Source organism: Streptomyces sp. NPDC096013 (assembly GCF_044763565.1).
In the GTDB taxonomy this organism is placed as follows: domain Bacteria; phylum Actinomycetota; class Actinomycetes; order Streptomycetales; family Streptomycetaceae; genus Streptomyces.
Genome location: NZ_JBIWGK010000013.1, coordinates 26,318 through 52,791, shown reverse-complemented (window position 1 = coordinate 52,791; position 26,474 = coordinate 26,318). Strand labels below are relative to the sequence as shown.

At 71.0% G+C, this 26,474-nt stretch carries 18 protein-coding genes; 7 read left to right on the top strand and 11 right to left on the bottom strand.

The annotated features are described in order from the left end of the window. Positions 1 to 915 (bottom strand): expansin EXLX1 family cellulose-binding protein, encoded by a 915-nt coding sequence (locus ACIRB1_RS34670; protein WP_403468223.1) that lies wholly within the window; start codon positions 913 to 915, stop codon positions 1 to 3. Between the two features lie 663 nt (positions 916 to 1,578). Between ACIRB1_RS34670 and ACIRB1_RS34665 the strand changes: the two genes are divergently transcribed. The 7 genes from ACIRB1_RS34665 (at position 1,579) to ACIRB1_RS34635 (ending at position 13,654) form a co-directional block, all read left to right on the top strand. Further along, entirely contained in the window at positions 1,579 to 2,586 is a 1,008-nt protein-coding gene (locus ACIRB1_RS34665; protein ID WP_403468222.1) for a LacI family DNA-binding transcriptional regulator, read from the top strand. A gap of 256 nt (positions 2,587 to 2,842) precedes the next feature. Continuing rightward, positions 2,843 to 4,177, top strand: a complete 1,335-nt coding sequence (locus tag ACIRB1_RS34660; protein WP_403468221.1) for an ABC transporter substrate-binding protein — start codon at positions 2,843 to 2,845, stop codon at positions 4,175 to 4,177. Between the two features lie 7 nt (positions 4,178 to 4,184). Beyond that, positions 4,185 to 5,132 (top strand): sugar ABC transporter permease, encoded by a 948-nt coding sequence (locus ACIRB1_RS34655; protein WP_352178464.1) that lies wholly within the window; start codon positions 4,185 to 4,187, stop codon positions 5,130 to 5,132. Between the two features lie 77 nt (positions 5,133 to 5,209). Then, on the top strand, positions 5,210 to 6,016 hold the full coding sequence (locus ACIRB1_RS34650; RefSeq protein WP_403468383.1) for a carbohydrate ABC transporter permease: 807 nt from the start codon (positions 5,210 to 5,212) through the stop codon (positions 6,014 to 6,016). Positions 6,017 to 6,045: 29 nt separating this feature from the next. Further along, positions 6,046 to 8,772 (top strand): glycosyl hydrolase-related protein, encoded by a 2,727-nt coding sequence (locus ACIRB1_RS34645; protein ID WP_403468220.1) that lies wholly within the window; start codon positions 6,046 to 6,048, stop codon positions 8,770 to 8,772. 57 nt (positions 8,773 to 8,829) lie between these two features. Next, positions 8,830 to 11,811 (top strand): glycoside hydrolase family 2 TIM barrel-domain containing protein, encoded by a 2,982-nt coding sequence (locus tag ACIRB1_RS34640; protein WP_403468219.1) that lies wholly within the window; start codon positions 8,830 to 8,832, stop codon positions 11,809 to 11,811. A 115-nt stretch (positions 11,812 to 11,926) separates the two neighbouring features. Then, positions 11,927 to 13,654, top strand: coding sequence for an MOSC domain-containing protein (locus ACIRB1_RS34635; RefSeq protein ID WP_352178460.1), 1,728 nt, complete (start codon positions 11,927 to 11,929; stop codon positions 13,652 to 13,654). A gap of 50 nt (positions 13,655 to 13,704) precedes the next feature. Here ACIRB1_RS34635 and ACIRB1_RS34630 read toward each other — a convergent pair whose 3' ends face one another. From ACIRB1_RS34630 to ACIRB1_RS34585, 10 genes are all read right to left on the bottom strand, one after another. Next, on the bottom strand, positions 13,705 to 14,715 hold the full coding sequence (locus ACIRB1_RS34630; RefSeq protein WP_403468218.1) for a sugar kinase: 1,011 nt from the start codon (positions 14,713 to 14,715) through the stop codon (positions 13,705 to 13,707). Then, positions 14,712 to 15,359 (bottom strand): bifunctional 4-hydroxy-2-oxoglutarate aldolase/2-dehydro-3-deoxy-phosphogluconate aldolase, encoded by a 648-nt coding sequence (locus tag ACIRB1_RS34625; RefSeq protein ID WP_403468382.1) that lies wholly within the window; start codon positions 15,357 to 15,359, stop codon positions 14,712 to 14,714. Before ACIRB1_RS34625 ends, ACIRB1_RS34630 begins: the two co-directional genes overlap by 4 nt. A gap of 860 nt (positions 15,360 to 16,219) precedes the next feature. After that, on the bottom strand, positions 16,220 to 17,365 hold the full coding sequence (gene dgoD / locus ACIRB1_RS34620; RefSeq protein ID WP_403468217.1) for a galactonate dehydratase: 1,146 nt from the start codon (positions 17,363 to 17,365) through the stop codon (positions 16,220 to 16,222). Continuing rightward, positions 17,362 to 18,135, bottom strand: a complete 774-nt coding sequence (locus ACIRB1_RS34615) for a FadR/GntR family transcriptional regulator (protein WP_403468216.1) — start codon at positions 18,133 to 18,135, stop codon at positions 17,362 to 17,364. The genes dgoD and ACIRB1_RS34615 overlap by 4 nt, the downstream gene beginning before the upstream one ends. A gap of 34 nt (positions 18,136 to 18,169) precedes the next feature. Next, positions 18,170 to 18,943, bottom strand: a complete 774-nt coding sequence (locus ACIRB1_RS34610) for an SDR family NAD(P)-dependent oxidoreductase (protein WP_403468215.1) — start codon at positions 18,941 to 18,943, stop codon at positions 18,170 to 18,172. Positions 18,944 to 19,010: 67 nt separating this feature from the next. Beyond that, positions 19,011 to 21,074, bottom strand: a complete 2,064-nt coding sequence (locus ACIRB1_RS34605; protein ID WP_403468214.1) for an alpha-galactosidase — start codon at positions 21,072 to 21,074, stop codon at positions 19,011 to 19,013. After that, positions 21,071 to 21,919 carry a carbohydrate ABC transporter permease gene (locus ACIRB1_RS34600; protein ID WP_352178453.1) on the bottom strand — a complete coding sequence of 283 codons (849 nt, stop codon included), beginning with the start codon at positions 21,917 to 21,919 and terminating at the stop codon, positions 21,071 to 21,073. The genes ACIRB1_RS34605 and ACIRB1_RS34600 overlap by 4 nt, the downstream gene beginning before the upstream one ends. Continuing rightward, positions 21,919 to 22,854, bottom strand: a complete 936-nt coding sequence (locus ACIRB1_RS34595) for a sugar ABC transporter permease (RefSeq protein WP_352178452.1) — start codon at positions 22,852 to 22,854, stop codon at positions 21,919 to 21,921. The genes ACIRB1_RS34600 and ACIRB1_RS34595 overlap by 1 nt, the downstream gene beginning before the upstream one ends. 1 nt (position 22,855) lies before the next feature. Further along, entirely contained in the window at positions 22,856 to 24,148 is a 1,293-nt protein-coding gene (locus ACIRB1_RS34590) for an ABC transporter substrate-binding protein (protein WP_403468213.1), read from the bottom strand. Between the two features lie 74 nt (positions 24,149 to 24,222). Next, positions 24,223 to 26,352, bottom strand: coding sequence for a glycoside hydrolase family 27 protein (locus ACIRB1_RS34585; protein WP_403468212.1), 2,130 nt, complete (start codon positions 26,350 to 26,352; stop codon positions 24,223 to 24,225). Positions 26,353 to 26,474 lie beyond the last annotated feature (122 nt).

Here is a 26,474-nt window from a genome sequence, read left to right as displayed (position 1 = left end):
TCAGTGCCCGGCGAACTGGACCTGGGTCGGCTGCGTGACGTTCGCCCGCACCGCGAGCGGCGGGACGGTGAGCTGTTCGCCGTAGATGTCGGTGAGCCTGAGCGCGCCGCCGCAGCCGCTGCCGTCCTCGGAGAGGAAGTAGTTGTATTCGGCGCGCTGGAGCTGACGCCAGCCGCCGCCGACGCGAACTTCGAGGCGGGCCAGGGGATTTCGGTGGCCGATGGCCTGGATGCCGCACCAGTAGCGGGTGGACCCGGTCTTGTAGCGGATCGAGAGGGTGTCGGTGGTGCTGGGGCTCACCAGGTTCCAGGTGATCGGGATGCGGCCGGCGGATGGGGCGGCGAGCTTGGCGAAGGCCTGGGCGCTGAGGTCGATCTGGCCGACGGCGCACTCCCCCGGGCATTCGTTGGTGATGCGGACGGTGACGGTGGCGCCGTTGGCCGCGTGGACGGACACATACGCCCCGCACGCCTTGGACGACTCGTAGTCCGTGGTGTTCATCGCGCCGGTCAGCACGTCGCCGCTCGGGTCGTACATGCAGGCGCCGCCGCCGTCCGCGTCGTAGAAGGTGGCGAGGCCCCGGTAGGTGACCCCGGGGCGGATACGGCCGGCCAACGAGGCGGTGCCGGAGGCCTGTTGTGGTGCCTTCGTGGCCGCCGGGGTGGTGGCCGCGTGCGTGGTCGGCGTCGGGGACGGCTTCTTCGAGGTGGGGACAGCGCGCGGGGAGGCGGTCGAAGTGCCGCTCGCTGAGGGCGAGTTCGACGCCGAGCCGGTAGCGGAGGGCTCGGTCGCGGCGCTCGCGGCCACCGAGGTCGCGTCCTCGTCGTCGCTCTTGTGGCCGGGCAGCAGCACCAGCGCCAGGGAGACGACGATGAGTACCGCGGCCGCCGACAGGAACAGCCACCGCTTGGGCACCGGACCTCCTTGACGGACATCGTCCGTCGCTCGGAGTGATGGAGGAGGTGAGCGTGCCAGCCTCGGCGGGACAGCGGCAAGCCCTTTCTCCAGGAGCGTAGTTGGGGGACAGACGGGACTTCATCGTGCTGTCGGGGCTGCTGATACGCACCGCCGAACCCCGACTTTCTTGAAAGGCGCTCACTGGCACTCGCAAGGGACTTCGTCGGCGGTTCGGCCGCCGGGCACGCGCTCGGCGCCGCCGTCCTCGGCGGGTCGGTGTCACCGACACGCCGGGGAGATGATCCTCGGCGGCTGCCTCGCCACCTGGCCGGCATGGCTCCGGCCTGGACTCGACGCACGGCTCGCCGGGTGCCGCGCCCTTGCGCCCGGCATGCAGCCGGTCATCACCTTCGGTGTGCTCGGTGAGGAGGCGACGAGTCGCCGGGGTCGGGTCGCGGGACGCGTTCCAGATGTGTCGTGACACGCTGCTCGACAATTCCACCAGCGTCCCGGTGGCCTCTCCGTCACCGGTCGCGGCCCCTTCGCCGTAGCGATCCGATCCGTCGCCGACGCCCGGAACGGCGCCGGAATCCCGGGACGTGGCTTCGTACCGGCGCCCCCGTACATGCATACTCGGGCTCTGCGCGCGCACCGGCGTTCGCGAGAAGCGGGAGGTGGGCGATGGTGGTGCCGTCGGCAGCGGGGACGGAACCCCGCAGAATCACGATCAATGACGTCGCCAAGTCGGCCGGGGTGTCCCGGCAGACCGTGTCACGGGCGCTCAACGACAAGGACGAGATCGACAGCGACACCAAGCAGCGGGTGCTGGACGCGGCCCGCACGCTGGGCTACCGACCGAGCCGGTTCGCCCGGGGGCTGGTCCGGCAGGACACCATGACGATCGGCCTGGTGATCCCGGATCTGCTGAACCCGTTCTTCACCGAGGTCGCCGCGGCGGCGCTGGAGGCGGCCAGGACGCGGGGCTGGCAGGTCGTCGTGTACGACACCGGCGACCGGGCCGAGGAGGAGCGCGGAACACTCCAGGTGATCAGTTCGCAGGTGGACGCGGTGATCGGCTATTTCAGCTGTCCCGAAAGCGAGCTGGAGAAGTTCACGCGCGGGATGCCGGTGGTGCTCATCGGGCGTGAACAGCGCACGCGCTTCAGCGCGATCCAGATCGACGGCACGGCGGGCGTGCACGCCGCGGTCGCCCACCTGGTCGCGCAGGGGCACACGCGGATCGGCATGCTCGACCACCACACGCGGGCCGAACCGAGCATCCGCCACGAGTGGTTCACCACGGCGGCCAGGGCCCACGGGATCGACGCCGGCATGGTCGTCGGCGCGGACCAGACGGCCGACGGCGGCGGAGCGGCGCTCCGTGAACTGCTCAGCGGCCATCCCGACATCACCGCGGTGTTCACGTTCAACGACATCATCGCGATCGGCGCGCTGCGTGAGGCACGCCGGCTCGGCAGGAGCATCCCGCGGGAGCTGGCGGTCATCGGCTTCGACGGTCTCCAGCTCGGGGCGCTCGTCGAACCCCCGCTCACCAGCGTCGCGCTGGACACCCGCCGGCTCGGCGCGCTCGCCATCGAGCAGGTGGCGCGACTGCTGTCGGGGCTGGAGGAACTGGCCGCCGACGAACTGGTCGTGCGCGCCGAACTGCGGCTGAGCGGCTCTGCCTGACCGTCCGATACGCGTCAGACCCGAATGTCTTGACACTCCCCCGCACCGGAGCGCAGACTTCCGAACATTCCAAAAACGCATGTCGAGGTCTATCTGCAAGCAGTCCCGTGAGCGCTCACGGGAGCGCTCACGGGACGCTCTTAGACCCAAGGAAAACGGTGTGCCCCACGTCCCTTCCACCCAGAAGGCATCCCGCCCGAGGGATCAGCATCGAGCCGCCTAGCACCGCCGCTAGTCGTTGTCTGGAACGGAAAACATGAGCAGCACAATCACGCGCATCCGCCTCGGCGCCGTAGCCGTGGCCGCCAGTGTCGCCGTACTCGCCGGATGCTCGTCGTCCTCGCCGTCGACGAAGACCTCCGCGGCCTCCTGCGCACCCGCCAAGGGCAAGGTCACCCTCCAGTACTGGAACACGGTTCCGGGCATGGACAAGGTGGTCGCCCTGTGGAACAAGAAGAACCCGAACATCCAGGTCGAGACGAAGAACATCTCCAACGACCAGTACGGCACCCTCGGCAACGCCCTCAAGGCGGGCAAGGCACCGGACCTCGCCCAGGTCGGCTACGACGAGCTGCCCAACCTGCGCACCCAGAGCGCGTTCGTGGACGCCTCGGCCTGCTCGGCGGCCACCGCCGCCAAGTCGAAGTTCGTGCCGTGGACCTGGTCGCAGACCAGCTTCGGCAACACCGGGGTGTTCGCCCTGCCGCAGGACACCGGGCCGATGGCCCTCTACGTCCGCAGCGACATCTTCAAGAAGCACGGCATCGCGATCCCCAGGACCTGGGACGAGTACGCCGCCGCCGCGGCCGAGCTGCACAAGGCGGACTCCAGTCTGGACATCACGTTCTTCGACCCGAACAACGCCGAGTGGTTCAACGGCCTGCTCTGGCAGAACAGTGCGCAGATGTACAGCTACTCCGGTGACAAGTGGCAGGTCACGGTCGCGTCGAAGCAGAGCAAGCAGGTCGCGGACTACTGGCAGAAGCTGATTGCCGGCAAGCTCGTGCGCACCGACCTCGCCAACGGCTCGACGCAGATGTACGCGGCGTACCAGAAGGACCAGATCGCCAGCTACGTCGGCGCGGCCTGGGGCTACAGCATGTTCCGCGACAACCTCCCCAAGCAGTCCGGGAAGTGGTCGATCGTCCCGATGCCGACCTGGGGCTCCGACGGCGCCTCCGGCGACTGGGGCGGCTCGACCGTCGCGTTCATGAAGGGCGGCAAGCACCTCTACGAGTCGGTCAAGTTCAACACCTGGCTCAACACCGACCCGGAGGCCCTCGCCCTGGAGAACCAGCTGGGCGGTCTCTATCCGGCGGCGAACGCGGGACTTCAACTGCCCGCGCTGTCCAAGGGAGTTCCGTACTACGACAACGAGAAGATCTTCGACGTCTTCGCCGACTCCTCCAAGAAGATCAACACCAGCTTCGCCTGGGGTCCCACGCAGAAGACGGTGAACCTGGCGTTGCAGGACTCGATGGCCAAGGCCGCGGCCGGTGACGGCACGCTCTACGACGCGGTCTCGGCGGCGCAGGCGGCGGCGCTGAAGTCCATGAAGGACCAGGCGATCCCGGCCGAGGCGGGCAAGTGACCGCGCAATGACCGACATCGCACCCCGCGCGACGCGTGTGGTGGCATCGCCCGGGGGCCGTCGCCGTCTCAACGGCGGCGGCCCCCGGGCCGGCACCATCGTCGCCTTCGTGATCCCGTTCTTCCTCCCGTTCGTGCTGTTCTACCTGGTCCCGGTCGGCTACGCGCTGTGGCAGAGCGTCCGCGTCGTCCGCCGCACCGGCGGCCAGTACGGCACCTCGTACACGACCTTCGGCGGCTTCGAGCAGTACGCGAAGGTCCTCCAGAACAGCGAGTTCTGGTCCAGCGTCGGCCGCATCGGTCTGTTCGGCATCGTGCAGGTGCCGGTCATGCTGTTCGTCGCGCTGATCATCGCGCTGCTCCTGGACTCTCCCCTGCTGAAGCTCAAGTCGGTCTTCCGCATCACCGCGTTCATGCCGTACGCGGTGCCCGGTGTGATCGCCGCGATCATGTGGTCGTACCTCTACTCGCCCCAACTCAGCCCAGTAGTCGACCTGTTGAGCAACATCGGGCTCAAGCCCGACTTCCTCGGCCCGGGCGCCGTGCTGTGGTCGGCGGCGAACATCTCCACGTGGCTGTGGACCGGCTACAACATGCTGATCATGTTCTCGGCACTTCAGTCGATCCCGCAGGAGCTGTACGAGGCGGCCAGGCTCGACGGCGCCGGCAACTGGACGATCGCCTGGCGGATCAAGGTCCCGATCATCGCTCCGTCGATCGTCCTCACCACGGTGTTCTCGATCATCGGCACCCTTCAGCTCTACGCCGAGCCGGCCGTGCTGCGGCAGATCTCCTCGAACATCTCCAGCACGTTCACGCCGAACATGCTCGCCTACGCGGTGGCCTCCGGGAACAACTACCAACAGGCCGCGGCGATCTCCGTGGTCATCGCCGTCATCACCTTCGTCCTGAGTTTCGGATTCATGCGACTGACGTCGAAGAGGGCCGGCCTGTGACCAACCGATCCGTCAACAGCCCTTCCTCGGCCGGGCGTTCCGTGAACCGCGAGAGCCAGGTCAGCCGTACGGCTGCCATGGCGCTGATGCTGCTCCTGGCGATCTACTTCCTGTTGCCGGTCTACTTCCTGATCGTCGCCTCCACCAAGCCGCAGGGCGACCTCGCCGCCACCAACGGCCTGACGTTCTCGCACTTCAACCTGTTCGAGAACCTGCGTGTCCTGTTCAGCCGCAGCGACGGCATCTTCGGCAAGTGGATCGTCAACACCGTGATCTACGCCGTGTTCGGCGCGCTCGTGGGCACGCTGATCTCCGCGCTGTGCGGGTACGCGCTCGCCAAGTTCCGTTTCCGGGGCCGGGAGTTCCTGTTCTCGGTGATCCTCGGCGGTGTCCTCGTCCCGACCACCGCGCTGGCGCTCCCGCTGTTCCTGCTCTTCTCGGCGACCGGGATCGTGAACACGTACTTCGCGGTGTTCCTGCCGAGCATCGTCAGTCCGTTCGGCGTCTATCTCGCCCGGATCTTCGCCAACTCCGCTGTTCCGCAGGAGCTGTTGGAGTCAGCGCGGCTCGACGGTGCCGGGGAGTTCCGCACGTTCTTCTCGGTGGCGTTCAAGCTGATGACGCCGTCGCTGGTGACCATCTTCCTGTTCCAGTTCGTCGCGATCTGGAACAACTTCTTCCTGCCGATGGTGATGCTCCAGAAGGAGTCCCTCTTCCCGATCACGCTCGGCCTGTACGAGTGGAACGGCCAGACGGCCCGCGCCCCGCTGCTCCAGGAGTCCGTGATCACCGGCTCGCTGGTGTCGATCGTGCCCGTGATCATCGTGTTCATCCTGCTCCAGCGGTTCTGGCGCACCGGTCTCGCCGCCGGTTCCCTCAAGTGACCGTCCCCGCACAGAAGGTGTCCGACGCCATGCCCAACCCCGCTGTGTTCGTGCCCCACTTCCACTGGGACCGGGAGTGGTACGAGCCCTTCCAGGTGTTCCGGCACCGGCTCGTCGCCGCCCTCGACACCGTGCTGGAGACGGCGGAGACGGACCCGGACTTCCGGTTCACCGTCGACGGCCAGATGGCCGCGGTCGAGGACTACTTGGAGATGCGGCCGGAGAACCGCGCCCGGGTCGCGGCCCTGGTCGCCGAGGGCAGACTCGCCGTCGGGCCGTGGCTGATCCTGCTGGACGAGTTCCTCTGCTCCGGCGAGACCATCGTCCGCAATCTCCGGATGGGCTGGGCCGCCGCGGCCGATCTGGGCGGGGCGATGCCGGTCGGCTATCTCCCGGACATGTTCGGCCATGTCGCGCAGATGCCGCAGATCCTGGCGCGCGCGGGCATCGAGCACGCGGCACTGTGGCGCGGGGTGCCCGGCTCCGTCGACGGCCACGCCTTCAACTGGCGTGCGCCGGACGGCTCCCAGGTCCGCACCGAGTTCCTCTTCGACGGCTACGACAACGGCCTGGACGTCCTGCTGGTGCCGGACCGGATCGGCCGCGCGCTCGGCGACTACGCCGAGATGACGGCCGAACGCTGGGGCACGGACCCGGTGTTGGCGATGGCCGGCACCGACCACAACGCGCCCGACCCCCAACTGGCCTCCTGGCTGCGGCAGGCCGCCGCCGAAGGGCGCCCGATCACCATCGCCACGCTCGACGAGTACCTCCGCCGGCACGTCCGCGACGAGGTGTCCGCCACCGTCACCGGCGAACTGCGCAGCCATGTGCGCGGCAACATCCTCCCGGGTGTGCTCTCGGTGCGGCTCGGGCTCAAGCAGCGGATGGCCGTCGCCGAGCGCACGATCGACCATGCCGAGCGCGTGAACGCCCTGTGGTCGCGGCGCGACGACTCGCCGTTCCTCGGCCTGGCCTGGCACAAGATCATCGAGTCGACCGCGCATGACTCGGTCGTCGGCTCCGGCACCGACGAGACCTGCGACCAGGTCGCCGCCCGCCTCGCCGAAGCCGCGCAGACAGCGCGTGCCGTACGGGACGCGGCGCTCACCGAGCCCGCCGAACTGGTGCCCAGCGACGGCCACTTGGCCGTGAACCCGCTGCCGTTCGACCGCGCGGTGCTGGTCGAGGTGGACGTCATGGCCCCGCCGGAGGGAACCGCGCTCGTCGCGACCGCCGCCGACGGTACGACGGCCCCCGTGCAGCTGATCTCCGAGGCGCCGACCGTCCTCAGCGACGAGCGCATGGACGCCTCGCGGCTCGAACGCGTCCTGCGCCGAATCCACCGCCGTGAACTCTTCGGCCGCCAGATCGACCACTACGAACTCACCCCCGGCGCGCTGGTGTTCCACCTCGCGGAGGTGCCGACGGCCGGCCCCTTCGACCTGCTGATCCTGCGCCGCGAGGTGGCCGAGGCAGCCGCTCGGCACCCGGGCGAGTGGCGGGTGCTGACCCTGGAGGAGGCACGGGCCACCGCGCTCGTCCCTGTGCGCGTTCCCGCCTCCGGGCTGGCGTCCTTCCGGGTCGAGCCGGCCGAGGCCGGCCCCGCCGCAGCGTCGCACACGCCCGCGACGGCGACGGACCGCACCCTCTCCAACGGCCTGGTCGAGGTCGCGGTCGCCGCCGACGGGACCCTGGACCTGACCGGCCCCGACGGCACCGTACTGTACGGCGTCGGGCAGCTCGTCGACGGCGGTGACCGGGGCGACAGCTACAACTACGCTCCCCCGGCGCATGACGTGCTCGTGTCGGAGCCGGCGGAGATCGCCGTCGAGGTCGTCGAGGCAGGCCCGCTGCGCGCACGGCTGCGGGTCACCCGCGTCTACGCCTGGCCGGTCGCGCTCTCCGACGACCGTGACGTGCGCGCCGAGGGGACCGTGCCGACGCCGGTGGAGACGTTGGTGGAGGTGCGGGCGGGTGAGCCGTTCGTGCGGGTCTCCACGTCCTTCCTCAACCAGTCCGCCGATCACCGGCTGCGGTTCCATGTGCCGCTGCCCGAGCCGGTGACCGCGTCCGCGTCGGCCGGTCAGTTCGCCGTCACCGAGCGCGGGCTGACCGCCGAGGGCGGCTGGGGCGAGTATCCGCTGCCGACCTTCCCGGCCGGTTCGTTCGTGTCGTCCGGTGCCGCCACCGTCCTGCTCGATCACTCCAGCGAGTACGAACTCGTCGGCGGCGGCTCCGAGTTGGCCGTCACGCTGCTGCGCGCGATCGGGTCGATCAGCGTCAACATCCACCCCCTGCGTGACGAACCGGCGGCGAGCGAGATCCCCGTACCCGGCGCGCAGGACCTCGGGATGCGGATCGAGAACCGGTTCGCCGTCGTCCCGTCGGCCACCGGATGGCGCGGTGCGAACGCGGTGGCGCTCGCGGAGGAGTTCCGCAACGAGGTCCTCGTCACCCGGGGGACGGCACCCGCGGGGCGTCAACTGCCGTCCGACCGGGCCGGGTTGCGCGTCGACGGTGAGGACGTCCTCGTCTCGGCCGTCCGCCGTGTCACCGACGCCGAGCACGGGCCGGGCACCGAGGTGCGGCTGACGGCGATGAGCGACTCCGGGTCGACGGTCCGGGTGACGGGCACGTTCGCCGAGGCCGCCACCGTCGATCTGCTGGGCCGGCCGATCTCCCGCGTCCGGGTCCGGGACGAGCTCGAACTCGCCCTCGGCCCCTGGGAGATCCGCACCGTCGTGCTCCGATAGACCGCCATGATCGAATGCAATGCCCCCGTTCCGCCCTCACGAAAGCGTTGTGACCTCTTGCTTCCCGAGCTCTCCCCCCATGTCTCCGACCTCGCACCCGGGCGCGGCGCGCTTCGACCGGCGCGCTCGTGGCTGCACTCCGACGCGAAGTCGCTCTCCCTGAACGGGCCCTGGCACTTCCGCCTGTCCCCCACGGCGTCGGCGGCGGAGGACTTCGCGGCCGAGGGCTTCGACGACCGGGGCTGGGGCAGCATCCCGGTACCCGCCCACTGGGTGCTGGAGGGCGACGGCGCCCATGGCCGCCCGATCTACACGAACATCCAGTTTCCCTTCCCGATCGACCCGCCGTACGTCCCGGACGAGAACCCGACCGGTGACTACCGCCGCACCGTCGACGTCCCCGCCGACTGGTCGGACGCCGAGCGGGTCGTGCTGCGCTTCGACGGTGTCGAGTCGCTGTTCCGCGTCTGGGTCAACGGGGTCGAGGCCGGCAGCGCGAGCGGCAGCCGCCTCGCCCACGAATTCGATGTGACCGACGCCGTACGCCCTGGTGAGAACGTCGTCGCCGTGCGGGTGCACCAGTGGTCGGCGGCCAGTTACGTCGAGGACCAGGACCAGTGGTGGCTGCCGGGCATCTTCCGCGATGTCACCCTGACCGCCCGCCCGGCCGGCGGCATCGAGGACGTCTGGCTGCGGACCGGCTTCGACGACGGGCGCGGCCGGGTCGAGGCCGAAGTCACCGCCGCCGCAACGGCGTTCCCGGTCACGCTGCGCATCCCCGAACTCGGTGTCGAGCAGGTCTGGGCGACGCCTCACGATGTGGCGGCCGTCGACATCGACACCGTGGAGCCCTGGTCGGCCGAGGTGCCGCGCCTGTACGACGCCACGGTGTCGTCGGCCGCGGAGACCGTCTCGCTGCGGGTGGGTTTCCGTACGGTCGAGATCCGCGGGGACCAGTTCCTGGTCAACGGGCGCCGGGTCGTCTTCCACGGCGTGAACCGGCACGAGACGCACCCGGAGCGCGGCCGTGTCTTCGACGAGGCGCACGCCCGCGAGGACCTGGCGCTGATGAAGCGGTTCAACGTGAACGCGATCCGCACCAGCCACTACCCGCCGCACCCCCGGCTGCTCGACCTCGCCGACGAGCTCGGGTTCTGGGTGATCCTCGAATGCGACCTGGAGACCCACGGCTTCGGCAAGGTCGACTGGGTCGGCAACCCCAGTGACGACCCGGCCTGGCGCGAGGCGTACCTCGACCGTATCGAGCGCACGGTGGAGCGGGACAAGAACCACCCCAGCATCGTGATCTGGTCCCTCGGCAACGAGGCGGGCACCGGCAGCAACCTCGCCGCCATGTCGGCCTGGGTCCACGCCCGCGACGCCGAACGCCCCGTGCACTACGAGGGCGACTACACCGGCGAGTACACCGACGTCTACTCGCGCATGTACGCGTCCGTGCTGGAGACCGAGCAGATCGGCACCGACGGCTCCCGCGCCCCGCTGCTCAACTGCACGCCTGCGCAGGGCGCCCGGCAGCGCACCAAGCCGTTCCTGCTGTGCGAGTACGCCCACGCGATGGGCAACGGACCGGGCGCGTTCGACCAGTACGAGGTGCTGGTGCGCCGACACCCGCGCCTGCACGGCGGGTTCGTCTGGGAGTGGCGCGACCACGGCATCCTGGCCACCACGCCGGACGGGACGCCGTACTACGCGTACGGAGGCGACTTCGGCGAGGTCGTCCACGACGGCAACTTCGTGATGGACGGCATGGTGTTGAGCGACGACATGCCGACGCCGAGCCTCCACGAGTTCAAGGCGGTCGTGGCACCGGTGCACTTCGCCTTCGACGGCGACAAGGTCGCGATCACCAACTCCCGGCACACGGCCGACACCTCCGACCTGCGCTTCCGCTGGCGGGTCGAGCACGACGGAGTGGCCGTGGAATCAGGGGAGTTGGAGGTCCCTCTCGTCGCGGCGGGGGACTCGGGCCGGGTGTCGCTGCCTGCGGTCCCGGTGGCGCCGGACGCCGAGACCTGGCTGACGATCGACGCGGTCCTGGCGACCGGCACCGCCTGGGCGCCGGAGGGTCATGTCGTCGCAACCGCCCAGCTGGACCGCTCCGTTCGACGCCCTGTGCCCGCTGCCCGTGGCCGGTTCGACTGGCGGCGCGGCGCCGGAACCCTCACCCTCGGCATCGCCGAATTCGTCGGCGGGTCGCTCGTCAGGCTCGGCGAACGTGCCGTGGCGGGACCGCGGTTGGAGCTGTTCCGGGCGCCGACCGACAACGACAAGGGCGCGTGGGGCGAGGTCGACGAGAGCGACGCGAGCGTCTCCGGGGTGTCCAACGCCGAGCTGTGGCTCCGCGACGGACTCGACCGGCTGACCTCGCGCCGGGTCTCCGTGGAGCAGGACGCGGAAGCGCTGCGCACGGTCGACAAGGTGTCCGCCGCCGACTCGGGCCTGTCGGTGCTGGTCGAGTCCGTCTGGTCGCTGGAGGCCGACGGCGAGGTGGAGCTGCGGGTGGAGATCCAGCCCTCGCACGGCTGGCAGACGGTGTGGCCGCGCATCGGGGTGCGTTTCGACCTGCCCGACGGCACGGCTCCGGTCGACGGCGCCGAATGGTTCGGCCTCGGCCCGCTGGAGTCCTACCCCGACAGTGTCCGCGCGGCCCGCACCGGCCGTTTCACCGCCGCCATCGGCGATCTCTCGGTCGACTACGCGCGCCCTCAGGAGACCGGACACCGCTCCGCACTCCGCCGGCTCGCCCTGACCAGCGGAAACGCCACGGTTCTGCGGGTCGAGGCGCTCCCCGACACGCACGGACGCCGTCCCGGCTTCACGCTCAGCCGTCACACCCCGCAGGAGATCGCCAGGGCCGGACACCCGCACGAGCTGCCGGTCTCGACGACGAGCCGCCTCTTCGTGGACGCCGCCCAGCACGGGCTCGGCTCACGGGCCTGCGGTCCGGATGTGTGGCCGGAGTTCGCGCTGCGCCCGGAGTCCCGCACGATCAGGCTCCGGATCACGGCACCGGAGTAGGCCGGCAGGTGGAGGGTGCGGTCTCGCACGGCGACGGCCGCACCCTCAGTATGGAGGGAGACGACCGCCCCGGCCGCCACCGCCTCCGGCCGTCCCCGTGGGAAGGAGCGCTCCGATGCCCACACTGCTGTCGGTGAATGTCGGCATGCCGAAGGACGTTCCATGGCAGGGCAGGACCGTGTATACGGGCGTATGGAAATACCCGGTCGTCGGCCCGGCGATGGTCCGCCGCCTCAACATCGACGGCGACGGCCAGGGCGACACCGCTGGTCACGGCGGCGAGCAGCGGGCCGTGCTCGTCTACCAGATCCAGTCGTACCGCCACTGGCAGCGGCACTTCGGCCGCGACGACCTCTGCTACGGCCAGTTCGGCGAGAACCTCACCGTGGACGGCCTCCTCGACGACGAGGTGTGCATCGGCGACCGGTACCGCATCGGCGCGGCCGAGTTCGAGGTCACCCAGCCCCGCGTCACCTGCTACCGCGTCGGCATGCGCTTCGGCGAGCCGGAGCTGGCCGCGCTGCTGGTGAGCCACCACCGGCCCGGGTTCTACATGCGGGTCGTGCGCGAGGGACGGGTACAGGCGGGCGACCGCATCGTACGGACCAGGACCGGGCCGGGCGCGCTGAGCGTCGCCGACACCGACGCGCTGCTGTACCTCCCCGACCGCGACCCCGCCAAGCTCCGCCTCGCTCTGGACGTGCCCGCGCTCAGTCCCGGCTGGCAGGGGTCGTTCCGTGAGCTGCTCGCCGAGGCCGACGGTACGACGACGACCGCGCCCCCGGCCTGGGCCGGTTTCCGCGCGCTGCGGGTGGCGGACGTGGTCCCCGAGAGCACGACGGTCACCTCGATCCGGCTCACCGCCCCGGACGGCTCCCCGCTCCCGCCGGCCCGCGCGGGCCAGTACCTGACCCTGCGCATCCCCGCCACGACCGGCCCCGCCCCGGTGCGCAGCTACTCGCTGTCCGCCGCCCCCGACGCGGGCAGCTACCGCATCAGCGTCAAACACGAGGCGCACGGCACCGCGAGCGGCTACCTCACCACGCGGCTACGCCCGGGCGCCCAACTCGAAGTCGCCGCTCCCCGTGGGGAGTTCGTGTACGTCGAGGACAGCGGACCGCTGCTCCTCGTCTCCGCCGGCATCGGCCTCACACCGGTGCTGTCGATGCTGCACGAACTGGCCGCACGGCGCAGCAAGCGTCAGGTCTGGTGGCTTCACGGCGCCCGCGGCCCCCGGGAACACCCCCTCGCCGCCGAGGCACACGACCTGCTCAGCGCGCTGCCGGACGCGCACGAGCACGTCTACTACAGCGCGGCGACAGCCGAGGAACTCCGGCTGGCCCATGCCACCGCGGGACGCCTCACGAAGGACAGGCTTCTCGCGCTGTCCGTCCCGCCCGACGCGACCGCCTACATCTGCGGCCCCGCCCCCTTCATGGCCGACATGCGACAGGCCCTGACCGAGGCGGGCGTCGCCCCCGAGCGCGTCCACACCGAACTGTTCGGCACGCTGGGCGCCATAAACCCCGGCCTCACCGACCGGTCCACCCGGGCACCGCACCTGCCCCCGGGCCCGCCCGGAACCGGCCCGCTGGTGACCTTCGCCCGCAGCGGCATCGCCGTCCCGTTCGACGCCGACACCAACGGCACCGTGCTCGATCTCGCCGACGCCTGCGACGTACCCACCCGCTGGAGCTGCCGCACCGGCGTCTGCCACACCTGCGTCACGCCCCTGCTGTCCGGCACGGTCACCTACTCCCCCGACCCGCTGGAGCCACCGCCCGACGGCGAGGTCCTGATCTGCTGCGCCCGGCCCCGCACGGATGTCGTCCTGGACATGTAGAGAACGGCGCACACGCCCCGTGGACACCATGGCGCCACCGACACGTCGGGTCACCCGCGGAGACTGGTCCCGGCCGCCCACTCGTCCGTCGACAGCGCGAGCAGCCGCTCGATGCGGGAACCGTCCGGCAGGGGACCGTGATCGGCCGTGACCTTGAGCGCCGACGCCGCCGTGATGTGCCCGAGCCGCAGCGCGCGCTCCATGCCCTCACCGCGCAGCAGCCCGGTCAGCACCCCGGCCGCGAACGCGTCACCCGCGCCGACCGCCTCCACCACCTCCGTGTCCAGCGCGGGCACGATCCGTGTCCCTTCATCCCTGAAGGCGACGGCGGAACGGCCACCGTCCTTCACGACGAGCAGGCGCGGATTCGGCAACAGCGCCCGCACATCGAAGGGTTGGAGGTCCGCGCCCCACAACTCCTGCGCCTCGTCGAGCCCGACGAAGGTGATGTCGGCGAGATCCGCGAGGTCACGCAGCACGGTGGCGGCCGTACTGGGCGGCCAGAGCGCGGGGCGGTGGTTGACGTCGAAGCTGATGGCGTAAGGCCGTTCGGCGGCCGGGGCGGTGAGCGCGGTGGTCACCAGGTTCCGGCAGGACGGGGACAGCGCCGGGGTCACACCGGTGAGGTGGAGGACGGCGGCCGATCTCAGCCTGTCGTCGTCGAGTACGTCGGGGCCCATCGCCGAGGCCGCCGAGTTGCCCCGGTAGTAGTGGACCCGGGTCCGGGACCCGGTCGGCTCCTTCACGAGCAGTCCCGTGGGCCGCCCCGGATCGGAGCGGACACCGCTCACATCGACCCCCGCGGCCCCGACCTCGGCGAGCACGCGCCGCCCGAACGGGTCGTCGCCGACCGCCGAGACCCACGCGACGGGGACCCCGAGGTCCGCCAGATACATGGCCACGTTCGACTCGGCCCCGGCCACCGACACCCGCAGATCGTCGGCGCACTCCAGCGACGAGGAAGGGTCGGGGGCCAGGGCCGCCATGGTCTCGCCGATACAGACGACCCCGCCGTGCGCCGGCCGCCATCCGTCCCGCACCGACTGCCTTTCGCTCGTCATGACTCCTCCCGCAGGGCCGAGGCCTCCCCAACGACGTTCAGCAGAGCGCGAGTCCGATCCCGCAGCGCGGTCAGGCTGCCGCCGTCGGCCGCGTCGCCGACCAGGGGCGAGCCGACGCCGACTGCCGTCGCCCCGGCGTTCAGATACTCCCGCGCGGCCACCGCGTCGACACCGCCCACCGGCACGAACACCTCGTGCGGGAACGGGCCGCGCAACGCCTTCAGATAGGCGGGGCCGCCGGCCTCTGCGGCCGGGAAGATCTTCAGCGCGGCGACACCGTAGGGTCGGGCGGCGAGGATCTCGGTGGGGGTCAACACCCCGGCCAGTACCGGCAGTTCGAGCCGGTGCGCCTCGCGGATGCCGTCCCCGAGTGCGGGGGTGACGGCGAAGTTCGCGCCGGCCCGGTGTGCGGCGCGGGCGTCCTCGGCGGTCAGGACGGTTCCGGCGCCGAGCGGCCGGTCGGGGCCGAGTTCCCTGCGGGCCCGCTCGATGACGGACAGGGCGTCCGTGCCGGTCAGGGAGACCTCGATCAGTTCCACGCCCTCCTCGGCGAGGGTCAGCACGGTGCGCACGGCGGCTTCGGGGTCGGTGCCGCGGACGATCGCGACCAGGCGGTGGGTGACCAGCGCGGCCCGAAGGTCCATGCCTCGAAGATCCATGGGACGAATTCCCTTTCTGTACAGGCCGGTTCCGGCACAACGGCAGTTCGCGGTCAGCGTGAGCCGCCACCGCACCTCACCCGAGGCGGATACCCGGGCGGCGTCGTCGGGCCCCGCCTCGGCGAGGTCGAAGACGCGGCCGAGCATGGGTTCGACACCTGTGCTGCGATAGGGGTGTTGGACCGGAAAGCCGCCCAAGTTGCGCCACAGGGCGATGGACACGGGCTCTCCGTCGGCTTCGAGGGCGAAGGAGAGCCGGTCTTCCCCGTCGTGCACGCAGCACCGGGAAGCGTCCACGACGGCTCCTACGGCGGTGCCGTCGTCCGGCCCGAGCCGGTCCAGGCGCAGCCCGCACGGCACGGGCCAGTCGCCCTCCACCCATGCGGCGCCCCGCGGCCACACCCGGTCCAGCAGCGGTGCCGCCTCGGGGAACAGCCGGGCGCGCGCTCCGTCCCGGATGTGCACGGCCGCACGGTCGGAGAGGTCGAGCAGAGCGTGGGCGGCCCAAACGAAGCGGAAGCCCGGGTCGGCCGACAGGACATACTCGGCCACCGCCGCGCCGGTCGTGGCACGCACCGTCCGCGCCAAGGTGAAGCGGTCGCAGTGAACGACGTCCGCCTCCCCCTCCCGCGTCCAGGACCGGGACCATGCGTCCCCGTGGTCGGGATCGCCCCGGATCGTGGGGACGCACTCCTCCAGTCCCCCCGCGTCCACGAAGGCGTCGCCGGGGAAGACGTTGTCGCGCTCCGGGGCCTCGCGCCGCCACAGCCACTCGCGCCCCGCCGACCGCAGCGAGGTCCAACGCCCGCCGTGGGCAGGGTCGGTGACGATGTCCAGCGGCATGGTCACCACTCCGCGAAGGAGCCGTCGGGGTGCCGCCACACGGGGTTGCGCCAGGCGTGGCCGGTGCGGTCGGCGGCGCGTACGGCGGCTTCGTCGACGGTGATGCCGAGGCCGGGGGCGTCGCCGCGCAGGGCGTGACCGTCGACGAACCTGAACGGCGCCGGGTCGACGAGGTAGGAGAGCAGATCGGCGTCCTTGTTGTAGTGGATGCCCCGACTCTGTTCCTGGATGAGGAAGTTGGGGGTGGCGAACGCGACCTGGAGGCTGGACGCGAGCGCGATCGGGCCGAGTGGGCAGTGCGGGGCGAGCTGGGCGCCGTAGGCCTCCGCGAGGGAGGCGATGCGGTGGACCTCCGAGATGCCCCCGGCGTGGGAGAGGTCGGGCTGGGCGACGGCGATGCCGGCGGCGAGTGCGGGGAGGAACTCGGCGCGGCCGTAGAGGCGTTCGCCGGTGGCGAGCGGTACCGGGCTGGACGCGACGAGAACCGCCAGTTGGTGGCTGTGCTCGGGCAGAACGGGTTCCTCGACGAACAGCGGGTGCAGCGGGGCGAGTTCGGCGAGGACGCGGCGGGCGCCGGCCGCGGTGAAGCGGCCGTGGAAGTCGACGGCGACATCGCGGCCCGGGCCAAGTGCCTCGCGGGCGGCGGCCACGCGGGCGACGATCGCGGCGGTCTCGGCGGGGGTGGGGATCGGTGAGGTGGCTCCGGCGGCGTTCATCTTCACCGCGGTGAAACCGGCCTCGACCTGGGCGGCTATCTGCTCGCTGAGCTGCGCGGGTTCATCGCCGCCGACCCAGGCGTAGACCCGGACGCGATCGCGCACGGGGCCGCCCAGCAGAGCGTGCACGGGGGCGCCGTAGGTCTTCCCGGCGATGTCCCACAATGCCTGGTCGAGGCCGGCGACGGCGCTGGAGAGGACCGGGCCGCCCCGGTAGAAACCGCCCTTGGACATGACCTGCCAGTGGTCCTGGATGCGCAACGGGTCCTGACCGATCAGGAGTTCGGCCAGGACGTCGACGGCGGCGCGCACGACCTCGGCGCGTCCCTCGACGACCGGTTCGCCCCAGCCGACCACGCCCTCGTCGGTCTCGACGCGGCAGAACAGCCAGCGGGGCGGGACGAGGAAGGTCTCGACACGGGTGATCTTCACTGAGAGCGGGAACCTTCCGTCTCCTCGGAGCCCAGCGGGGAGTCGGCCGGGGCGTCCCCCTCGGAGTCGCCGAGGCGGTCCAGGTCGCGTCCTGCCTGGTCGAGCAGGGCGCGCATCGCGGCCTCGGCGGCCCGCGGGTCCCGGTCGCGGACGGCGTCCAGGACGGCGCGGTGGGCGGGGACCGGGTCCTCGCTGTGCGGGGCGCTGTGCACGATGCGGTCGCGGTGCGCGAGGCCGGACTCGATCACCATCTCCATGCGTTCGAGGAGTTCGTTGTGGGTGGCGGTGAGCAGCGCGCGGTGGAAGGCGAGGTCGGCCTCGACGGCGTGGGCGGCGTCGGTGCCCTGCTCCCCCATCGCGTCGAGCGCGCCGTCCAGGGCGGCCAGGTCCGCGTCGGTGCGGCGCTCGGCGGCGAGGCGCACGGCGGCGGGTTCGATGATCGCGCGCACCTCGGCGAGGTTGTGCAGCAGCGCCCGGTCGGACTCCGACGTGGAGGCGCCCTCGAACTGCCAGCGCAGGACGTCGGCGTCGAGGAGGTTCCACTCGGCACGGGGGCGTACGAAGGTGCCGCGCCGCTGCCGGGCGTCGACCATCCCCTTGGCGGCGAGCACCTTGAGCGACTCGCGCAGCGCGGTCAGGCTCACGTCCAACTCGCTTTGCAGCGCCACCAGATCGAGCGTGGCGCCTTCGGCGATCTCGCCGCCCAGGATGCGGCGGGCGAGGAGTTCCACGGTCTGGCCGTGCACGCCGCGACGGGCATAGGGCGTCATGTCGTACAGCCTTTCTGCTGGTTGGGGAGCGTGGTCATGCGGAGGCCTTGACGACGCTCCAGCCGCCGTCCACCACGAGACTCGTCCCGGTGATGAAGGAGGCTTCGTCGGCGCTGAGGAACGCGATGGCCGCGGCCACTTCCTCGGGCGTGCCGAAGCGGCGTACGGCCGTCTCGGCGATGCTGCGTTCCCGTTCCCCGGGCGGCACCCGGTCCCAGGCACGGGTCAGTACCGGCCCGGGCAGCACGGCGTTCACGCGCACGACCGGCCCGTATTCCACGGCGAGTTGACCGCACAGGGAGAGCAACGCGCCCTTCGCGGCGGCGTACGCGGGATGCCCGGGGATGCCCTTGTGGGCGTGCACGGACGAGGTCAGCACGACCGCGCCGTGCCGCTCCTCGATGTCGGGCAGGACCGCCCGGAAGCCGAGGAAGCTGCCGGTGAGGTTGACGTCGAGCTGCCGCTGCCAGGACGGCAGGGTCATCTCGTGGGCGGGTGCGACGTCGACGGTGAAGGCGTTGCTGACGAGGACGTCGACGGGCCCGAACGTGTGCGCGGCGGTGACGATCCGCTCCCAGTCGTCCTCGGCCGCGACATCGGCGGTCACGAACCCGGCCCGCCCGCCGTCCTTCCGGATGCGCTCGGCCACCGCCTCGCCGCGCTCCTCGGCGATGTCGGCGAGCACGACGGCGGCTCCCTCCTCGGCGAGGCGTACGGCCGTGGCGGCTCCTATGCCGGAGGCCGCGCCGGTGACCACGGCCGTGCGTCCGGTGAAACGGGCGCCGTGCCGTCGTACGGACTGGTCCATCGGGGTTCGACTCCTTCGCGTCCTGCGCGTTTCTCGCGAGAAAGGGCTTGCCGGAAACATACGGGGCTCACTCACGCATGAGCACGATCAGGTCGGCGTCATGCGCGGCGCTCCAGGTGAACGGCAGCCCGTGGTGGAGCAGATGCGCTCCGCTGTACGTCGTCCCCGTCGCCGTGTCCCGGTAGCGAGCCGCCGGTTCGAGTCCCCGCAGCCGCAGCCGGTCCGCACGCCCGGGAACCAGCGGGGCGCCGTCGAGACGCCCGGTGCTGAGCGCGGCGACGACCGTCCGGTCACCGGCGTCGTACTGCACCCCGCAGCTCGACGCGTCCGGCGACCCGAGGAGCCGGGCCTCACCGTGGTGGATCACGTCCCGTACCTCCTTGTACCGGGCGATCCACCAGGCGCCCTCGGCCCGCTGCTCCGGCGTCCAGGCGCGCAGGTCGGCGCCGATGCCGAGTACCCCGCACAGGGCGTTGACGAAGCGGAAGGCGAGGCTGCGCGGGCGCGGGTCGAAGACGCCGGGGGCGTCGGTGACCCAGGAGCTCATGACGTGCGGAGCGTGCGCGTGCAGGAAGCCGTACTGGATCGAAAGCCGGTCCAGGGGTGCGGTGTTGTCGCTGGGCCAGACCACGTCGGTGCGGGCGATCGTGGCGTGCTCGATCCGTCCGCCGCCGCCCGCGCAGCCCTCGACGGTGACGTCGGGGTAGGCGGTCCGAAGGTGGTCGAGGACGCGCAGATAGCCCGCGACGTGCTCGGCGTCGAGGTCGACGCGGCCCGCACCGGGACGGCCGCGCTCGGTGGGCGGGCGGTTCATGTCCCACTTGAGGTAACTGATGTCGTAGGTGCCGAGCAGCCGGTCGAGCGTGCCGATGACGAAGTCCTGGACGTCGGTCCGGCCGAGGTCGAGGAGGAGCTGGTTGCGGACCAGCCAGCCGGGGCGGCCCTCGATCCGGTAGACCCACTCGGGGTGCTCGGCGTACAGCCGGCTCCCCGGACTGACGGCCTCGGGCTCTATCCACAGGCCGAAGTCCAGCCCCAACGCTTTGACGTCCGCGATGAATTGGTCGAAGCCCAGCGGGAAGGCCGCCGGGTCCGGCCACCAGTCGCCGAGTCCTCCGGTGTCGTCGGCGCGCCCGGTGAACCAGCCGTCGTCCACGACGAACAGCTCGGCCCCGATGTCGGCGGCCGTCTTGGCCAGCTCCAGCTGTCCGGCCGCGTCGACGTCGAAGCCGGTGGCCTCCCAGGAGTTGTAGAGGACCTTGCGTGGGCGGTGCAGGCGTTCGCCGGTGAGGTGCCGCTCGTAGCGGTGCCAGACCCGGGAGAGTCCGTCGAGCCCGTCCGGGCTGAAGGCGCAGGCGAGTTGGGGGGTGGCGAGGGTCTCGCCGGGGGCGAGGAACACCGCTCCCTCGTGCGGGACCCGGCCCGCCCGAACCCGCACGGCGCCTCCGGGTTCGGCCTCGGCGGTGATGTGCCAGTTGCCTGGCCAGGCGAGGGCGATGCCGTACGCCGACGGCGCCTCGCTGTCCTGCACGGCGAGCCAGGGCGCGTACGCGTGCCCCGGTACACCTTGCCGGCTGCCGATGCTGAACGTGCCTCGGGGCAGGTCGAGTTGGGTGCGCTGGAACTCATGCGACCACTGGCCCGTGAGGTAGGTCAGGCGGGCGACTCCGGTCACGGGGATGTTCACGGCGGCCGAGTCGATGCGCTCCAGGCGGAGGTCGCGGGTCGCGGTGAACTCCGTCCAGCGGAGGATCACGTCCGTGCCCGGGACGGTCTCGTAGTGGAGGGCGGTGCGGAGGCCCAACTGCTCGTCATCGAAAACGAGTTGCAGCGCGCCCTCGTCCGCTTCCGCGCCCGCGAACTCCCACCACATGCCCCGGTCGTCGCCGTTCGGCCGCGAGGCCACCAGCTCGGAGCCGGTGAACGGCCGCAGTCCGTACGGCAGATACTCGGCCGGGGCCGCGTCGGCGGGTGTGATGAAGTGGGTGCGTCGCGACCAGTCCAGGGCGGAGGGGCCGTCCTCGACCCCGAGCGGGCCCCAGGCGTCGAGTTCGGCCCAGGGGCCGTCCGGGGAGAGGCGCACGGTGTAGCTGGTGTTCTCCGTGCGCAAGGTCCAGCGCTCGTGGGTCACTTGACCGCTCCGAGGTTGAGTCCGGCGACGAAGTGCCGCTGGAAGCGCAGGAAGACGGCGACCGTGGGGGCGGCGGCGATGACGGAGCCGGCCGCGATGACGTTCCACATCGACACGTACTGTCCCTGAAGTCCGATGAGGGCGGCGGTGATCGGCATCTTGGTGTCGCTGCGCAGCACGGTGATCGCCCAGAGCAGGTCGTTGAAGATCCAGGTGAAGGACAGTGCGCTGAGCGCGGCGAGGGCGGGGCGGGTCAGCGGGAGGATGATCCGCCAGAAGATCCCCCAGGGGCCCGCGCCGTCGACGACCGCGGCCTGCTGGATCTCGGACGGGATCGACCGCATGAACCCGTGCAGGACGAAGACGTAGAAGCCGACGCCGAAGCCGATCTGCACGCCGATGAGCGCGGGCAGGGTGTCGTAGATGCCCATGACTTCGCTGAGCTTGGACACCGGGATGAGGAGGATCTGCGGTGGGAGGAGGTTGCCGCCGAGCATGAGGAGCAACAGGGAGCGGCGGAAGGGGAGTTCGTAGCGGCTGAGGCCGAAGGCGGCCATCGCGGCGAGGGCCAGCGTGATCAGGACACAGGGAATCGTGACGACCAGACTGTTGATGAGGGCGCGCTGCTGACCGCCGTCGACCCAGGCCTGGCGGAAGTTGCCGAGGGTGAAGGAGTGCGGCCAACTGCCCAGGCCGTGGGCGGCGATGTCGTCGAAGGAACGAAGGCTGGTCACCAGGACGAGCACGATGGGCAGCAGCCACAGGACGGCCAGCGCCCCGGCGCCCAGGTGGAATCCGGCGGTCGCGGCCCTCTTGCGGCGCAGGGCCGTGGAGTTGGCGGACATCAGTCGGCCTCCCGGAACGCGCGGACGAGGTAGGAGCAGATCACGCCGAAGGCCAGCACGAAGATGACGACGGCGAGTGCGGAGCCGTAGCCCAGGCGCAGGGACTGGAAGGCTGTGGAGTACATGTAGGTGCTCAGCAGCTCCGACGAGTGGTAGGGGCCGCCGCGGGTCAGGGACCACACGACGTCGAAGGAGCGCAGCGAGTCGATGACGATGACCGACAGAACCACCGCATTGACACTGCGCAGTTGGGGCAGGGTGATGTGCCGCAGGCGTTGCAGGGCGCTCGCGCCGTCGACCTTGGCCGCCTCGTACAGGGCGGGATCGATGCCCTTGAGACCGGCCAGGTAGAGGACCATCACGTAGCCGATCTGGCGCCAGAGCGCGGGCACGATCACCGCGTACAGGGCCGTGTCCTGGTCGGCGAGCCAGGCGTGCCGGAGGCTGCCGAGGCCTAGGGACTGGAGGAGTTGGTTGAGGACGCCGTCGGGCTGGTAGATCGCCTGCCAGACGAGGGCGGTGGCCACGAGGGAGAACACGACGGGCAGGAACAGGGCCGCGCGGTAGAACCCGACGCCGCGGCGCTCCTGTTGGAGCAGGAGGGCGGCGGCGAGGCCGAGCAGGGCGGACAGCCCGCCGAAGAGGACGAGCCAGAGGACCGTGTGGATCGTGGCGCTGCGGAAGACGTCGTCGTGGGCCATCTCCCGGAAGTTGCCCAGGCCGACGAACTGCGGCGGGGAGACGCCGTCCCATCGGGTCAGGGCCAGGTAGAAGCCCTGCACGGCGGGCCAGAACACCCACACCGCCTCGACGAGCAGCGGGACGAGGACGAACGCGAGCACCAGAGGGGGTGTCCGCCGGGGGCCCCGAACTCGCCTGCCCTTGGCGGGCGTCGGGGCCGGGGACGTCCGGTCGGGCGCGGTCAGGACGGCCATGTCAGGCGTTCCAGATCTTCTCGGCGTCGCGCTGCCAGTCCGTGAGGATGCTCCCGATCGACTTGGGCCTGGCCAGGAACTTGGTCAGCGCGTTGTCGGCGGTGGGCTGGAGGGCGTCGCTGGAGTCCCGGTTGAAGAACTGGGTGACCTCGGCCGCCTCCTCGACGTGCTTGCGGCCCTTCTTCACCAGGGCGGTGCCGGCGTCCTTCGCGTCGGGGTTGCAGGGCAGGACGGTGCCGGAGGAGCCCTTGATGTAGATCTCCTGGGCCTCGGCGGTCGCGAGGTACTTCATCAGGTCGATCACCTGGTCGTGCCGGCCGGTGCGGGCGCTGGCGAAGTAGCCGTCGGTGGGCGCCTCTTCGGCGAGCGGGACCTTCGGGTCGATGATCGGGAAGCGGAAGAAGTCGACGTCGTCCAGGGCGTTCTTGGGCGCCGCGTCGGCGAAGAAGGTGCCGATGAGCATCATGCCGCTGCGGCCGTTGAGCAGGGAGGTCGACGCGTCCTGGAAGGCGACGGCGGTGCCGTTCGGGTCGATGTACGGCAGCACCTCCTGCCAGCGGTCGAAGACCTTGCGCACCTCGGGGTCGTCGAACCGGTGCTTGCCCGCGAGGAGTTGGCGGTGGTACTCGGCGCCGTTGATGCGGATGTCGAGGTAGTCGAACCAGGCGGACGCCACCCAGGCGGTGCCGCCGCCGGCGCCCAGTCCAATCGGGGTGACGCCCTTGCTCTTGAGCTTGTCGCACAGGTCGAGGAAGTCGTCCCAGCTCGTGGGCTCGCTCACGCCCCACTTGGCGAAGTTGGACTTCCGGTAGAACATGCCCCACCAGTAGTAGGTGGTGGGCACGAAGACCTTCTTGCCCGAACTCGTGGATGTGCACAGCGAGTTGAGTGCCTTGGAGTAGCGCTTGAGGTCGGGCGAGGAGGTCCACGCCGCGTCGAGGTCGAGCAGCAGGTTCTTCTTGGCGTAGGCGTCGGCGACCGAGCCGGGGTACCAGGTGTACACGTCCGGCGGGTTGGCCGAGGTGAGGTAGGTCGGCAACTGGGCGCGGAAGGTCTCCGCGGCGACCGTGTTGAGGCTCGCCCGGTCGGAGCCCTTCTTCGCGTAGGCGGCGACGAGGTCCTCCATGGCCGCCTTGGCCTGCGGGGCGGACAGGTTGGACTGGAGGGTCACCGCCCCCTTGGAGGAACTCCTGCCGGAGGAGGTGGAGGTGACGCAGCCGCTGAGCAGTGCCGTCGCCCCTGCGGCGCCGAGTCCGGCGAGGAACCGGCGGCGGTCTGGCTGGTGGTTCGTCATGGATGGCTCCTTGTGGATCCCGCGCGGATCCAGGTTCACGTGGCGTCCCCACCACGTCAAGAATAATTACTAATTTAGTTGAACTGAGTTCGGTGTACGTAGCCGTCGACGCCCTGGAACCCCGCGTCGACCGTTCCCTCCGGCCCGGCCACGGCACCGAGCGCACCGTCGAACACGGCGCTGGGGAAAGCCTGTTGCTTGGTCCAGCCCTGCCAGGCACCGTTCTCGTACCGCTGCTGCCAGAGCGTGTAGTCGGCGGCCCGCGCGTAGAGCACCACGGCGTCCCCTACGGCGACCAGCGTCGGGCTCCCGCTGACGGTGCCGCCGACCGACGCCCACGTCGACCACTCCCCCGACGTCTCCCGGGACCGGGTCCACACGTCGTCGGCCGCGGTGCGTACGGCGACCTGGACCTTCCCCTGGGCGTCCACGACGGCGGACGGCCGCCCGTACACCGCCTTGCCGCCGGGTGCGCCGAGCGAGGACCAGCCGGTGGACGGGCCGCGCTGCACGATCTGCCCGTCGGTACCCGTGGCGAAGAGCGTCCAGTGCGCGGGGTCGGTGAACGCCACCGAGGGGGCGTCGGCGACCCGGCCGCCCAGACTCTGCCAGCCGCTCCAGCGACCGGCGGCGTGGACCCGCCGGTAGATCCGGGAGTCGGCGCCGCGGACGAAGACGTCGATCCGGCCGCCGGCCGAGGCGTAGGCAGCGGGCTGGCCCAGGATCTCGCCCTTCGTCGGTCCGCCGAGGTCCTCCGTCCTGTCGCCGGTCTGCTGGAGGAGCGAGCCGTGCGGTCCGCGCAGGAAGGTGGTCAGCGTGTCGCCGTCCCGTACGACAGCGGGACCTGCCGTGGTCCTCCGGCCGAGATTCGTGCCGGGCACGGCGTCCGCGCCGGTCAGCTTCAGGAGCGCGGTGCCGTGGGCGGGGACCTCGACGGTGTACGACCCCGTGCGGGTGCCCCGGTCGGCGCGGGCCCGCAGATCGCGGACCCGGACCGGTCCGCCGAGCCCGGCGTCCGCGAACCGCACGGTGCGCAGGGCGGGTTGGCCGGACCGGTTGAGCAGGACGACCGCGCGCCGCCCGTGCCCCTCCAGCACCTTGCTGTAGACATCACCGACGGAGTCGCTCGCCACGCGGACGCCCTGGACGGCGAGCGGGTCCTGGTCGACGGCGATGATCTCCGGGTTGCGCAGGGTGGCGAGCATCGAGTCGGACAGGGTGCGCGGGTCGGAGCCCAGGACGAGCGGCGAGCCCATCTCGGCCCACATCACGTACTGCGTGGTGGACTCCTCCTGGGTCAGCTCCAGGGTGCCGTCGGTCATGTGGCGCATGGGGATGAGGTAGTCGGGGTCGTTGTAGTGGCCGGGCCCCTGCGCCTCGGGGTGCCAGGCGTTGGCGTCCATGTTGCGCAGGATGTTGGGCCACTGGCCGAGGCTCGGGGTGCCCCAGGCGATGTCCGTGCCGGTGCGCCAGGAGTCGGCGATCGTCGGGGCGTAGACGTACGTGTTGTGCGCGTCCTGCTCGGGTGTGTGCGGCAGGCCCCAGTCGTCGGTGAGCGGGTTGCAGAGGTTGAGCAGCATCTTGCGGCCGGACTTGGCGACCGCGTCGCTGAACTCCTTGAACGCCGGGCCGGGATCGAGCTTGGCCCCGATGCCGCACAGGAAGTCGACCTTGATCGCGTCGATCCTCCAGCCGGCGAACTGCCGTGCGTCGGCGTCGTAGTGGCCCCTGCTGCCCAGGCCGCAGCTCTTGCCGCCGTCGTAGGTGCCGGCGTCGGTGTAGATGCCCGCCTTGAGGCCGCGTCGGTGCAGGTAGGACACCAACGCGGGGACGCCGGAGGGGAAGCGGTCCGGGTTGGCGACCAACCGCCCCTGCGCGTCTCGTGGGTTGTCGGCCTGCCAGCCGCCGTCGAGCCACACGATGTCGTAACCGGCGTCCCGCAGACCGCTGTTCACCAGCTTGTCCGCGACGGCGCGCACCTGTTGTTCGGTGGGGGCGCCGAGGCCGTAGTAGGTGTTCCAGCCCATGTAGGGCGTCTGCGCGAGGCCGCTGTCGTAGTAGGCGGGCGCTCCCTGGTCAGTGCCGGTGCGTGCCAGGGCGGCGGGTGCCGTGGTGGCCGCCAGCACGGTCACGGCGGCGATCGCGGTGGCGCGGCGGGTCAGTCTCGCTGCCGCGGGTGTGCGGACCTGCGGATGTGAAGTCACTTGCCTCTCCCGGAGGTTGGGAAGCAGGAGGACGCGACCCGGGCCGCACTGCGACAGGGGCTTCCGGCGTCACGGCGACGACTGTGGCGTGCGGCCGAAACCCTGTCAACATTAATTCCTAA